Here is a 12,629-nt window from a genome sequence, read left to right as displayed (position 1 = left end):
TTTATCGGGATTATTCGATTTCCTGCCCCAGCCCTGATCGAGCCCCTAGATATCGCCGTGCTGCGCGGTCTGTTCGTCGCGCGGATTGACAAGCGTGTCGGCTATGATGGCTATGAGAAGAATGAGTGCCTTGATGGCATTTTGAGTTGTGTACTGGACATCGAGGATGGTCATGCCGTTGAGGAACGTTCCGATCAGCAGGGTGCCGACAATAACGTTTCTGACGCCTCCGCGGCCGCCGCTCAGGCCGACACCGCCGAGAACGACGACGAGGATGACTTCATAAATCAGCAGAGTGTCGGATATACGCGTATTCATGCTGCTGACGGCCATTGCCTGGGTAATCCCGGCAACGAAAGCCACGGTGCTGGTCAGGACATACTGGCCCAGAATGACATGCCGTACGGGAACACCGGAAACGCGCGCAGTGGCGTAATTGTCGCCGACCGCGTAAGTGAACCGACCGAATTTCGTGTAGCGCAGAACCAGTCCCACGATGACCGCAATGACCGCAAACACGATCACCGGCATCGGTATCGACAAGAACCGCCCCTGCCCCAATAGCGTCAGATCGCCGACCGCGGGCGTAACGTAGACCAGATCGGAATGGATCAGCGCCAGCCGGCCAAATCCATAGACACATGCGCCCGACGCGAGCGTCGCGAATAACGGCGGAATCTCGGCATAGGCAATCAGCGCCCCATTGGCCAAACCGACAAGAACGGCTCCGCCAAGTCCTATTGCAAGAGCCAGATAGAGGTTCATACCGTCAATGTTGAGCTGCAATGCCCAGGCGACAGACAAGGCCATTGTGGCAACCATCGAGAGGTCGATTCCACGGCCTATGACAACCACACACAAACCAACGCCGAGAATACCCAGAACGGAAATGCCCTGTAAAAGCAGAACGAGGTTATTCGCGTTGAGAAATCCGGGCAAAATCACTGAAAAAGCGACAAAGATCGCCAAAAAGAGAAGAAAGACAATTCTCTCCTGATTCAGGTTGTGCAGAAAGCTACGCATGCGACGACACCCGATGTGACGTATCGCATATGACGCGGAGCAATCTCGAGATCATACCGCCACGGTCTCCCGCGGGTTCCACCAAATCGACCAAATCCATCCTCCCACGGCACTGCATTCCCTGCGGACGCTCGGTGCATATTGTCTATTACACATTCAATAATACAATTTGTAAACCCAAAAATCCCGGAGACATGCCGGCTCGCGAAATGGACCACACGATCCGCGCCGTCTTCGCCTTGTTGCCGGTTGATGATGAAGCGGGGTTTTTGTTGGCTTCCATAGCTCTTCAAAACGCGCCGCATCGCATATCGGTGTGAATTCGCCTGTGAAATGAGGGCGAATGCGATGTCTCAAAACCGCGTTTGGCACGCCTCACATATCGAGTCTTTCAAGAGCGAAGAAATTTTTGGTTTCTTAATCCTACAAACTGTAAATATTATCGTATGATCAAGTGCAACTTGGCGACGAGACTCCATGACGTACCCAGGCGGGCGAGAATTCCGGCTTTTGAGCATGAAACAAGTTAGTTACAATTGAGATGCGAAATATCGAAATGCAGCATAGTTGTAACGTTTTAGGGCAAACGCTGTTATGTGAATGTACTCGTTTCTCACAACGCGGATACCGACTGCCACCGGGAACGAACTGAGGGAAACATGACCGACATTGGCGAAAGCAACTTTGACTTCAAGGTAGATCGGCCAGCAGCAACACTGCGCCACAGTGTGATCGAGAGTATCAGGCAGGCGATCGCGATGGGGCGCTTCAATGCCGGCGACAGAATGCCCGAACGGGACCTGTGCGAGATGACCGGCGTCAGTCGCACATTGGTGCGTGAGGCCCTTCGTCAACTTGAATCAGAAGGATTGATTCAAGTGATCGCCCACAAAGGGCCAGTTGTCGCGACGATAACCGCCGAACAGGCGGCGGGGATTTATCAAGTGCGCGAAGTCCTCGAAGGGTTGGCGTCAGAACTGTTCGCGACAAACGCCACCGACAAGCATCGGCGTGCGCTCAAGGATGCATTCGCCGATGTGCGCGAAGCATATAATTCGGAAAATGTGATGAAACGGCTCGCCGCCAAGAACTGCTTTTACGACTGTTTGATCAAGGGTTCCGGCAATGAAGCGCTGGGAAGCGCGTTGTACATGCTCAATTCAAGAGCCATGATCTTGCGTGGCCGGTCGCTGCAAATGCCCGACAGATTGAAAAAGAGTCTGGAGGAGCTCGAAGATATCCTCACCGCACTCGAAGCCCGGGACAGTGCAAAGGCGCGCAAACTTGCCATTCATCACGTGCGCCAGGCTGCAAAAACCGTAATGCAGAGCTATCAGGCAAAATGAGAACCCTTACCTGACCCAGGCAATTGCCGAGCTTTGTTGCCCCATACATGCAACCGCGATCCATCGATATCCTGCAACCGCAACAGAATTCCAGCCCGTTGCCTTCGGGCAATCAGGTAACCGAACCAGTTGACTAATGTTGTGGCATGCTCGGTTCTCAGGGTACGGACCGTGCTACTCGTGAAGAATTCCCGGCAATTGCAGCCCGTGTTCTTTTGCACAGTCAACTGCGGTGTCGTAGCCCGCATCGGCATGCCGCATAACACCCGTCGCGGGATCGTTCCACAACACACGCTCGATGCGGCGCGCCGCATCGTCGGTTCCATCGGCACAGATCACCATGCCCGCATGCTGTGAGAAACCCATCCCCACACCGCCGCCATGATGCAGCGACACCCATGTCGCGCCCGACGCGGTATTGAGGAGTGCATTGAGCAGCGGCCAATCCGAGACCGCATCGGAACCGTCTTTCATCGCCTCGGTTTCGCGGTTGGGCGATGCAACGGAGCCGGAATCCAGGTGGTCGCGGCCAATGACAACCGGTGCTTTCAGTTCACCGCTACGCACCATCTCATTGAACGCCAGTCCCGCGCGGTGCCTGTCGCCAAGACCGATCCAGCAGATGCGCGCGGGCAGGCCCTGGAAGGCGATACGTTCGCGGGCCATGTCGAGCCAGTTATGCAGATGCGTATTCTCGGGAAACAGCTCTTTCATCCTGGCATCGGTTTTATAGATGTCTTCCGGGTCGCCGGACAGCGCGACCCAGCGAAATGGGCCAACGCCCCTGCAAAACAGCGGCCGGATGTAAGCTGGCACGAACCCTGGAAAAGCAAAGGCGTTTTTAAGCCCTTCTTCCTTGGCGACCTGTCGGATATTGTTTCCGTAATCGAGCGTCGGCACGCCCTTGTTCCAAAAGTCGACCATGGCGGCGACATGCTCTTTCATGGACGCGCGGGCCGCTTTCTCGACAGCCTTCGGATCGCTTTCACGCTTGCTGCGCCATTCCTCCATCGTCCAGCCTTTGGGCAGGTAACCATTGATCGGATCATGCGCGGAAGTCTGATCCGTGACGATATCGGGATTGACCCCACGTTTGATCAATTCCGGGAAAATCTCGGCAGCATTGCCAAGCAGGCCAACGGATTTGGCCTCGCCGGCTTTGGTCCATTTGCCGATCATGGCCAGCGCTTCATCAAGTGTCTCGGCCCGCTCGTCGAGGTAACGTGTACGCAGGCGAAAATCGATGCGTGTCAGGTCGCATTCGACCGCCAGACAACACGCACCGGCCATGGCGGCCGCCAATGGCTGTGCGCCACCCATTCCGCCAAGGCCTGCGGTTAGAACCCATTTGCCGGTGAGGTCACCATTATAGTGCTGACGCCCGGCTTCAGCGAAGGTCTCGTAGGTGCCCTGCACAATGCCTTGGGTGCCGATATAAATCCACGAGCCAGCGGTCATCTGGCCGTACATCATCAACCCCTTGCGGTCGAGTTCGTGGAAATGATCCCAGGTCGCCCAGTGCGGCACGAGATTGGAATTCGCGATCAAAACGCGCGGCGCATCGGCATGCGTCCTGAAAATACCCACCGGTTTTCCAGACTGCACCAAAAGCGTCTCATCGTTTTCGAGCGACTTCAGACTGGCAACAATCCGGTCGAAATCCTCCCATGATCGCGCCGCGCGGCCGATACCGCCATACACCACGAGCTCATGCGGGTTTTCCGCGACATCAGGATGCAGATTGTTCATCAGCATGCGCATGGGCGCTTCGGTTAGCCAGGACTTGGCGGAAATCTCTGTTCCCGTAGGCGGATAAATATCGCGTATGTTGCGGCGTGTCTGGCTCATGGTTCAGGCTTCCTTGCGGGGGGCTGCGCCCTTGGCGCGTGCGATCAGGGCTTGCAGGACGGATTCAAGATGCGGACGCAGCATTTCGGCTTTGGCCTGGCTATAGGCGAAGGGCGCGTTCTCGGCATCGAGATAGGCGGACTGGGTCAATTCCATCTGGATGGCATGCACACCCTCCTGCGGGCGACCGTAGTGGCGGGTTGTCCAGCCGCCTTTGAAGCGCCCATTGAGAACCATGGTGTAGTCTTTGGCCAATGAACAGATTTCAGCGGTGGAGACTTCCATTTCCGGCGCGCAAGTCACACCGCCATTCGTGCCGATGTTGAAGTCGGGCAGGACACCCTGAAAAAGAAATGGAATTTCCGAGCGGATCGAATGGCAGTCGTACAGCACTGCCACGCCATGGTTCCCTTTGACGCGCGCGAGTTCGGCCTCGATCGCGGCATGATAGGGTTCGTGAAAATTGGACAAGCGGCCCTGGATGTCCAAAGGATCCGGCTCTTTGTCCTCAAGATAGATGGGAAAGCCATCGAAGTCCGTTACCGGGCACAGCGTGGTGGTGTTCTGGCCCGGATAAAGGCTTCGGCCCGATGGATCCCGATTTGCATCGATCAGGTAGCGATGAAAATTGGCGCGAACGACGGTCACACCCGGCACCAGATCCGCATAGAGGCGATCAATCCGCCAGTCGGTATCGGCGAGGGTCCGGCCTCTTTCATTCAACGAAGAATAGACCTCAGGCGGCAACCATGTGCCGGTGTGCGGCAAGGACAGAATGAGGCAGCTATCGCCCCGCGAGACTGAAACGGGTTCCATTACATCGTTCCGAGTTGAAGATGACCGCTCAAGCCGGCGGCATCCGTGATATCGCCAGAGCGGATAAGAACCGCAGAAGCTGCGAGGTCGTCGGCCAGATAACGATCCTGATCCAACGCCGCGCATTCGCGGCGTAGACGCTTGATTGCCGCTTCAAGCGGTGGACTGGTTTGAAAGTCGGCGCGGAACTCAACACCCTGCGCAGCACACAAAAGCTCAATGCCCAGGATTTGCGAAAGGTTTTCGTTCATTCGCATCAAACGCCGTGCACCATGAGCGGCCATGGAGACATGGTCTTCCTGATTTGCACTGGTAGGCGTTGAATCGGTCGAGCAGGGATTGGCGAGATGCTTGTTCTCGCTCATCAATGCCGCCGAGGTCACCTCGGCGATCATATAGCCTGAGTTGAGACCGGGGTCGGGGGTCAGAAAGGGCGGCAGATCAAAAGACAAGGTCGGATCAACCATGAGGGCAACCCGTCGCTGCGCGATCGAGCCGATTTCGGCAATGGCGATAGCAATCTGATCGGCGGCGAACGCCACCGGCTCTGCGTGGAAATTACCCCCCGAAGAAATCAAACCGGCCCCGGTCAAAACCAACGGATTGTCGGTAACCGCATTGGCTTCAATTTCCAGCGTGCGGGCTGCTTGCCGCAAAAGATCGACGCAAGCACCAGTGACCTGCGGTTGGCAGCGGATGCAATACGGATCCTGAACACGCTTGTCGTTTTCACGATGGCTTTCCCGAATTTCTGATCCAGCCATCAATTGCCGCAATGCGGCAGCCACATCGATCTGTCCACGATGACCGCGCAAGGCGTGAATCTCTTCTTCGAGAGGTGCCGTCGACCCCATGATCGCGTCAGTCGACAAAGCGCTTGTGACCAGTGCCGCTGCAGCGTTCCTCCAGGCTTCAAAAAGCCCTGCGAGCGCGAAAGCGGTCGAGAACTGGGTGCCGTTTATCAGCGCCAACCCTTCCTTGGGGCCCAGAACAATCGGCGCAAGACCGGCGGCTTTCAAAGCTTGCGATGCAGGGAGGGTGTGTCCCTGGTATTCAACATCACCTTCGCCAATCATGGCGGCGGCCATATGCGCAAGCGGCGCGAGATCGCCCGAAGCACCGACCGACCCCTGCCCCGGCACAATGGGCCATATTCCGTTTGCCAACATGCCTTCAAGCTGCGTGATGGTTTTCCAGCTGACGCCGGACGCACCGCGCCCAAGTGACAGCATTTTAAGCGCCATCATCAGCCGCACCACAGGCACAGGGGTGCGTTCACCCACTCCACAGCAATGCGACAAAACCAGGTTGCGCTGCAATTGTTCGGTGTCCTTGGGATCAATCCGCACACTGGCGAGCTTGCCGAACCCGGTATTGACGCCATAAACCGCAGCATCGCCCTGCGCTGCCGCGGCAACGCGCGCCTCGGCAGCCTCAACGGCGGGCTGAAATGCACGATCGAGGGCAATCGGGCCAGAGAAGCGGTAAATCTCCTCGAGTTGGGCCAGCGTTGCGGCACCGGGGGTCAGGATCATCGTCAAAAGGCTCCGGCAAAAATGCGTTTGTGCAGGGCGTTGAAGCCGATGCGGTAGGTAAGTTCAGCGGGATGCGCGACATCCCAAACGGCAAGGTCAGCCCGCATGCCGGCGCGAATAACGCCGGCATCGTCGAGGCCAAGCGCACGGGCCGCATTGCGTGTCGTTCCGGCCAAGGTTTCTTCCGGCGTCATGCGGAACAGCGTTGCGGCCATGTTCATGGCGAGAAGCACGGAAGCCAGCGGTGAGGAGCCGGGATTACAATCAGTCGCGACCGCCAGCGGCACACCATGCGCGCGCAAAAGCTCCACGGGCGGCATCTGACTTTCGCGCAGCGTATAAAAAGCCCCCGGCAAAAGCACCGCGACCATACCGGCCCGTTCCATCGCCGCGACGCCCTCCACATCGAGATATTCAAGGTGGTCAGCAGACAAACCGTCATACCGGGCAGCAAGTGCGGCACCGCCGAGATTGGACAATTGCTCGGCATGCAGTTTCACCGGCAAACCAAGACCAGTGGCTTTCCTGAAGACTTTTTCGATCTGCTCCGGCGAGAAGGCGATACCTTCGCAAAACCCGTCAACGGCATCCACAAGCCGCTCGCTGTGCGCCGCTTCAAGGCCGGGCAAAACGACTTCTTCGAGATAGGTGTCGTCGCGACCCTCATATTCCGGCGGAACCGCGTGCGCGGCCAGGTAACTGGTTTTGACGCGGATGGGCCGCTCTTTACCGATATGACGCGCAACCCGCAGCATTTTCAGCTCGTTTTCGATATCGAGCCCGTAGCCCGATTTGATCTCGATGGTCGCAACGCCCTCGGCAATCAGTGCATCGACACGCGTCAACGCATCAGCAAGGAGCGTGGCTTCGTCAGCGGCCCGCGTGGCTGCAACCGTTGAGACAATGCCGCCCCCTGCCCGTGCGATTTCTTCATAGCTCGCCCCATTCAGGCGCTGCTCGAATTCACGCGCCCGGTTGCCGCCAAACACAATATGTGTGTGACAATCGACAAGCGCCGGCGTGGCAAGTCGTCCCTCAAGGTCATGACGCTCAAACCCGTCAAACCCAGATGGCAAATCCTGCCTCGCACCACACCAGACGATCCGGCCATCCCGCAACGCCACAGCGCCGTCCTCGATCAATCCATATGGATCCGACCCGGTTTCCATCGTCGCCAAACGCCCGTTGATCAAAAGCATATTCGACATCATTGCTATCTTGCCTAAATTGCTATTATCAATATTATGTATGCACATATTAATCTGTCAATGGGTATTGCGATGCAGAAAATATGGGCCGAACAGGCGCTCATAGGGGATGAATGGCAAAAGGCGGTTTCAATTGAAATCGGCGCAGATGGACGCATTTCCAAAATCTCGGAAAACAATGAGCCGCTGGAAACACGCATGGGCGCACTCTTGCCAGCACCCGCAAATTTGCATTCACACGCCTTTCAGCGCGCCATGGCCGGCATGACGGAACGCCGCGGCCCGGCGGAGCACGACACCTTCTGGACATGGCGCAAGCTGATGTTCCGGTTTCTTGAAGAACTGACGCCGGACGACATCGAGGCAATTGCCGCCTTCGTCCAGATGGAAATGCTTGAATCCGGCTATGCCGCGGTGGGCGAATTTCACTATGTGCACCACCAGCCGGACGGCACGCCCTACGACGATTTGGGGGAACTATCCGCCCGTATCGCCGCAGCGGCAACACAGAGCGGTATTGGCTTGACGCTGTTGCCGGTGCTTTACCAGCAGGGTGGCTGCGACGGGTCTCTTCTGGCACCGGGACAAATCCGCTTTGGCAACGATATCGACCGGTTCAGCCGCCTTGCAGAGCGTGCCGGTGACATCATCCGCGCGCTTGCTCCCGATGCCGGACTTGGTATAGCCCCTCACTCGCTGCGCGCGGTGAGCCGTGACGCGCTTGAAGCTGCGGTTGCACTGGCACCGGAATTGCCGTTGCACATGCACCTGGCAGAACAGACCGGCGAGGTCGACGAAGTACTGGCCGCTTATGGACAGCGCCCGGTTGAATGGTTGCTCGATCATCATGCGGTTGATGAACGCTGGTGCCTCATTCATTGCACCCAGATGACCAAAGACGAGACCGCTGCACTTGCAAAAACCGGTGCTGTGGCGGGGTTGTGCCCGATGACGGAATCCAGTCTCGGCGACGGCATTTTCAACGGCGTGAACTTTCTTCACCATGGCGGACAATTCGGCATTGGTTCCGATTCCAATATCCGCATCGCTCTTTCGGAGGAATTGCGCACATTCGAATACTCCCAGCGTCTGCGCGACCGGCACCGGGCAATCCTTGCAACCCAGGACAGATCAACCGGCCGGGTTCTTTTCGAAAGCACCGCACGCGGCGGAGCGCAAGCCACTCGGCGCGCGGCAGGTACTATCGCAGTCGGCGCGTTTGCCGACCTTCTCGCTCTCGACACACATACGATTGATCTTGAAGGCAAACTCGGCGACGACCTCTTGGATGGTTACATTTTCTCGGGTGACGACCGGATGGTCAGCGACGTGTGGTCGGCGGGACGTCATCTGGTTCAAGGTGGCTGTCATGTCCGCCGCGAAGCCATCGTGGCCCGCTACCGCACAACCATGCGGTCCTTGAAAGAACGCATATGAGAGAACCAGACACAAAATCATGGCGCGGCGTGCAGACAGAACTGCTCCGTCGCATCAACGAAAGGGAATGGACGCCCGGCAGCCTCGTTCCCAACGAGATCGAGCTGGCACAGGAATTCGGCTGCGCCCGTACAACCGTCAACCGCGCGATGCGCGAACTTGCCGATGCCGGTCTGCTCGACCGCAGGCGCAAGGCGGGAACCCGCGTTGCTCTCCATCCCATCAGCCGAATTGTTCTCGATATTCCAATCATCCGTCTGGAAGTCGAGCAGCGCAATGCGGAATGGCGTCAGAACCTGCTGGAGAAGACATCCTGTGTCCCCCCCGCCAGTATCACCAGCCGACTGGGTCTCGATAGCAAAACCACAATGCTGCATGTGCGCAGTCTTCATTATGCCGACAATCATCCTTTCCTGCATGAAGACAGGTGGATGAACATCGATGCCCTGCCCGGTGTCGAGACTGTCGATTTCGCCGCTATCAGCGCCAATGAATGGCTGATCCAGAATGCGCCCTACACCACCGGCGATATCGCCTTTACGGCGATGAATGCCAATAAGGACATTGCGGAGATTCTTGAAGCGGTGGAAGGCGTGGCGATTTTCGTCGTAGACCGCATCACCTGGAACAAGGGCGAACCGATTACCTGCGTTCGCCTCAGCTATGCGCCGGGCTACCGGATGAACACCAAGATATGATCCACCATACCGCTTTTAAGACGGAACACTGAATTCATGCTCAGAATCGGCATCGATGTTGGCGGCACGAATACGGACGCGGTGGTGATGGATGGACGCGATGTTCTTTCCGCCGTCAAAACGTCCACGACCGGGGATGTGACCTCAGGTGTGCGCGAAGCAATGGAACAGGCCCTTGGCAAGGCCGGCATTGCCCGCGAACGGGTCGCTCATGTCATGATCGGCACCACGCATTTCACCAACGCCGTCATCGAGCGCAACCATCTTTCCAAAGTCGCGGCGATCCGCCTTGGCCTGCCGGCCGCAGCCTGCCTGCCGCCTATGGTGGACTGGCCCGACGATCTGCGCGCAGCGGTGGGCGGGCATGGTTACATGCTGCGCGGCGGCTACGAATACCATGGCCGTATCCTGTCAGACCTCGACCTTGAGGGGTTGGACCGGGTGGCCGATGACATCGCGAAAAAAGGGATCGGCGCGGCAGCCATCACCTCTATTTTCGGTCCGGTCAACGATGCGATGGAACGGCGGACGCGCGATCACCTTCTGACCCGGATACCCGATCTCAAGATCGTACTGTCAAGCAAGATCGGCCGCATCGGGCTTCTTGAGCGCGAAAGCGCGGCGATCATGAATGCCGCGCTTCTCGATCTTGCGGACATAACGATCGTCGCTTTTGGAGATGCGGTGAAAGCCTGCGGGCTCGCCTGCGGTTTCTCGATTACCCAGAATGACGGCACGCTGATGGATGCGGACCGGGTACGCAGGTTCCCGGTTCTGACCTTTGCTTCCGGTCCGACCAATTCTCTGCGCGGCGCTGCCTTTCTCACCGGTATCACGGACGCCATCGTCGTCGATATCGGCGGCACGACTTCGGATATCGGCGCGCTGGCCAATGGATTTCCCCGCCAGGCATCCAGCGTCGTCGATATCGGCGGTGTACGTACCAATTTCCGCATGCCGGACGTCTTTGCTGTCGGGCTCGGCGGCGGTTCGCTGGTCGCGGACGATGGCAAGAGTGCCGGCCCGCAATCGGTGGGGTACCGGATTGCGAAAGAAGCCCGGGTTTTTGGCGGATCGGCCCTCACCGCGACCGATATTGCCGTTCGGCTGGGCAAGGCCGCCATCGGCGATCCGGCAAAGGTCGCATCCATACCCGCCTCACTGGCGGAGCGCGCCATGACCACGATAACGCAGACGCTCGAACGCGCCGTTGAACGCTGCCGGCTCTCCGCCGATCCGATCCCGGTGATCACGGTCGGCGGCGGCTCTATCCTGATGCCGGATCGTCTGGGCGATCTGGAGGTGATCCGGCCGGCTAATTTTGGCGTCGCCAACGCGGTCGGGGCCGCGATTGCCCAGATCTCCGGCGAGGTGGACCGGATCGTCAGCCTTGAGGGCACAACGCGCAAGGATGCGCTGGCTGCCGCCGAGGATGAGGCGCGCAGAAACGCGAGAGCCGCCGGCGCGATGGTGGACACGATTGAAGTGATCGAACGCGAAGACGTGCCCCTCGCCTATCTGCCGGGCAATGCCACGCGCATCCGTGTCAGGGTCGTGGGGGATATGGAGGCGTTGCAATGAGCATGACTGGCAAGGACCGCTGGAGCATCACCGAACAGGACATTCTTGCGCTGGAAATCGGCGCTGGAATCCTCGGCACCGGTGGGGGCGGCAATCCCTATCTCGTCAAATTGCGCGCGCTCGAGGTTCTGCGGGCCGGCCACAAGATGGAAATCCTGCCGCTTGAATCCCTGCCGGACGATGCGAAGGTCGTCCCCTTGGGCGGCATAGGCGCACCTGTTGTCGGCGTTGAGCGCATCAAGGAGGGCGCCGAAGGCGTTCGCGCCCTGCGGGCGCTCGAGGACCGGCTGGGTTTTAAAGCCGATGCTCTTGCCTGTCAGGAAATCGGTGGCGCGAATTCCATGGAACCCCTGATCATCGCGGCACAGGCAGGCATCCCGGTTGTTGACTGCGACGGCATGGGACGCGCCTTTCCGGAAATGCAGATGACGGCCTATTCGATCTACGGTCACCAGTCGACGCCATCAGCGATGGCGGACCCGCACGGCAATATCGTTATCTTCGACCATGCGGTTACGGAAATATTCCATGAACGTATGGCACGGGCGGTCGTCGTCTCGCAGGGCGGGTCTTCAACGCTGGCACTGGCGCCGATGACCGGCGCTTTCACCAAGAAGGCGGCCATTCCCGGCAGCTACTCCAAAGCCATCGCGCTTGGCCGGACGGTTTTGGAAGCACGCGCAGAACGGCTCGATCCCATCGCGGCAATCTGTGCGGCGGAAGGTGGTCATGTGGCGTTCAAGGGCAAGATCACCGATGTGAAGCGCGAAATTGCCGGAGGCTTCGTGCGCGGGGATATCACCATCGATGGTTTCGGAGATTGGACGGGTCAGAGCGGCGCGATCGAGCTTCAGAACGAATTCCTGATTTTCAGGCGCGACGGCACAACGGAAATCGTCGTGCCCGATCTGATCGTCGTGCTCGATGACGATGACGGCACGCCCTTGTCTACAGATATGCTGCGCTACGGGCAGCGGATCGCCGTATTGGCCCTGCCCGCGCACCCGCTGCTGCGCACCCCGCAAGCGCTTGAGGTTATCGGGCCGAAAGCCTTCGGCTATGACGACCTGACATATTCCTAGGCCGTGTCGCGTTAAATTGAATTCAGGAAATCACCCGAACGCATTTGCAACGCAA

General features: G+C 58.3%; 10 protein-coding genes. 5 read left to right on the top strand and 5 right to left on the bottom strand.

Annotation, left to right across the window (positions count from 1 at the left end; all coding sequences use genetic code 11):
- Positions 1-45 precede the first annotated feature (45 nt).
- Positions 46-1,023: an ABC transporter permease gene (locus CLV41_RS20395; RefSeq protein ID WP_103224271.1), complete on the bottom strand. Its 978-nt coding sequence runs from the start codon at positions 1,021-1,023 to the stop codon at positions 46-48.
- Positions 1,024-1,682: 659 nt separating this feature from the next.
- Here CLV41_RS20395 and CLV41_RS20390 point away from each other — a divergent pair.
- Complete coding sequence (locus tag CLV41_RS20390; protein WP_103224270.1) at positions 1,683-2,369, top strand: GntR family transcriptional regulator; 687 nt, start codon at positions 1,683-1,685, stop codon at positions 2,367-2,369.
- 174 nt (positions 2,370-2,543) lie between these two features.
- Here the strand turns inward: CLV41_RS20390 and hutU are convergent, their stop codons facing one another.
- From hutU to hutI, 4 genes are read right to left on the bottom strand one after another with little or no spacing between them, the layout of a single operon-like run.
- Positions 2,544-4,217 carry a urocanate hydratase gene (gene hutU, locus CLV41_RS20385; protein ID WP_103224269.1) on the bottom strand — a complete coding sequence of 558 codons (1,674 nt, stop codon included), beginning with the start codon at positions 4,215-4,217 and terminating at the stop codon, positions 2,544-2,546.
- 3 nt (positions 4,218-4,220) lie between these two features.
- Positions 4,221-5,033: an N-formylglutamate deformylase gene (gene hutG / locus CLV41_RS20380; protein ID WP_103224268.1), complete on the bottom strand. Its 813-nt coding sequence runs from the start codon at positions 5,031-5,033 to the stop codon at positions 4,221-4,223.
- Entirely contained in the window at positions 5,033-6,568 is a 1,536-nt protein-coding gene (hutH, locus tag CLV41_RS20375) for a histidine ammonia-lyase (RefSeq protein WP_208987632.1), read from the bottom strand. The genes hutG and hutH overlap by 1 nt, the downstream gene beginning before the upstream one ends.
- Positions 6,569-6,570: 2 nt before the next feature.
- Positions 6,571-7,779 (bottom strand): imidazolonepropionase, encoded by a 1,209-nt coding sequence (gene hutI, locus CLV41_RS20370; RefSeq protein ID WP_208987631.1) that lies wholly within the window; start codon positions 7,777-7,779, stop codon positions 6,571-6,573.
- Between the two features lie 69 nt (positions 7,780-7,848).
- Here hutI and CLV41_RS20365 point away from each other — a divergent pair, with 69 nt between their 5' ends.
- Genes CLV41_RS20365 through CLV41_RS20350 form a run of 4 tightly spaced genes read left to right on the top strand, consistent with a single transcriptional unit; the run spans position 7,849 to position 12,574 of the window.
- Positions 7,849-9,213 (top strand): formimidoylglutamate deiminase, encoded by a 1,365-nt coding sequence (locus CLV41_RS20365; protein ID WP_103224383.1) that lies wholly within the window; start codon positions 7,849-7,851, stop codon positions 9,211-9,213.
- On the top strand, positions 9,210-9,911 hold the full coding sequence (locus CLV41_RS20360) for a GntR family transcriptional regulator (protein ID WP_103224266.1): 702 nt from the start codon (positions 9,210-9,212) through the stop codon (positions 9,909-9,911). The genes CLV41_RS20365 and CLV41_RS20360 overlap by 4 nt, the downstream gene beginning before the upstream one ends.
- 36 nt (positions 9,912-9,947) lie before the next feature.
- Positions 9,948-11,492: a hydantoinase/oxoprolinase N-terminal domain-containing protein gene (locus tag CLV41_RS20355; protein ID WP_103224265.1), complete on the top strand. Its 1,545-nt coding sequence runs from the start codon at positions 9,948-9,950 to the stop codon at positions 11,490-11,492.
- Complete coding sequence (locus CLV41_RS20350; RefSeq protein WP_103224264.1) at positions 11,489-12,574, top strand: DUF917 domain-containing protein; 1,086 nt, start codon at positions 11,489-11,491, stop codon at positions 12,572-12,574. Before CLV41_RS20355 ends, CLV41_RS20350 begins: the two co-directional genes overlap by 4 nt.
- Positions 12,575-12,629 lie beyond the last annotated feature (55 nt).

Origin of the sequence: Roseibium marinum (assembly GCF_002906165.1) — a bacterium.
Classification (GTDB): Bacteria; Pseudomonadota; Alphaproteobacteria; order Rhizobiales; family Stappiaceae; genus Roseibium; species Roseibium marinum.
Note: the sequence above shows the minus strand (reverse complement) of the source record. Positions and strands in the feature narration are given on the sequence as shown.

Coding starts and splice junctions, on each gene's coding strand:
- CLV41_RS20395 (WP_103224271.1), bottom strand. CDS start 1,023: ATGCGTAGCTTTCTGCACAACCTGAATCAGGAGAGAATTGTCTTTCTT.
- CLV41_RS20390 (WP_103224270.1), top strand. CDS start 1,683: ATGACCGACATTGGCGAAAGCAACTTTGACTTCAAGGTAGATCGGCCA.
- hutU (WP_103224269.1), bottom strand. CDS start 4,217: ATGAGCCAGACACGCCGCAACATACGCGATATTTATCCGCCTACGGGA.
- hutG (WP_103224268.1), bottom strand. CDS start 5,033: ATGGAACCCGTTTCAGTCTCGCGGGGCGATAGCTGCCTCATTCTGTCC.
- hutH (WP_208987632.1), bottom strand. CDS start 6,568: ATGATCCTGACCCCCGGTGCCGCAACGCTGGCCCAACTCGAGGAGATT.
- hutI (WP_208987631.1), bottom strand. CDS start 7,779: ATGATGTCGAATATGCTTTTGATCAACGGGCGTTTGGCGACGATGGAA.
- CLV41_RS20365 (WP_103224383.1), top strand. CDS start 7,849: ATGCAGAAAATATGGGCCGAACAGGCGCTCATAGGGGATGAATGGCAA.
- CLV41_RS20360 (WP_103224266.1), top strand. CDS start 9,210: ATGAGAGAACCAGACACAAAATCATGGCGCGGCGTGCAGACAGAACTG.
- CLV41_RS20355 (WP_103224265.1), top strand. CDS start 9,948: ATGCTCAGAATCGGCATCGATGTTGGCGGCACGAATACGGACGCGGTG.
- CLV41_RS20350 (WP_103224264.1), top strand. CDS start 11,489: ATGAGCATGACTGGCAAGGACCGCTGGAGCATCACCGAACAGGACATT.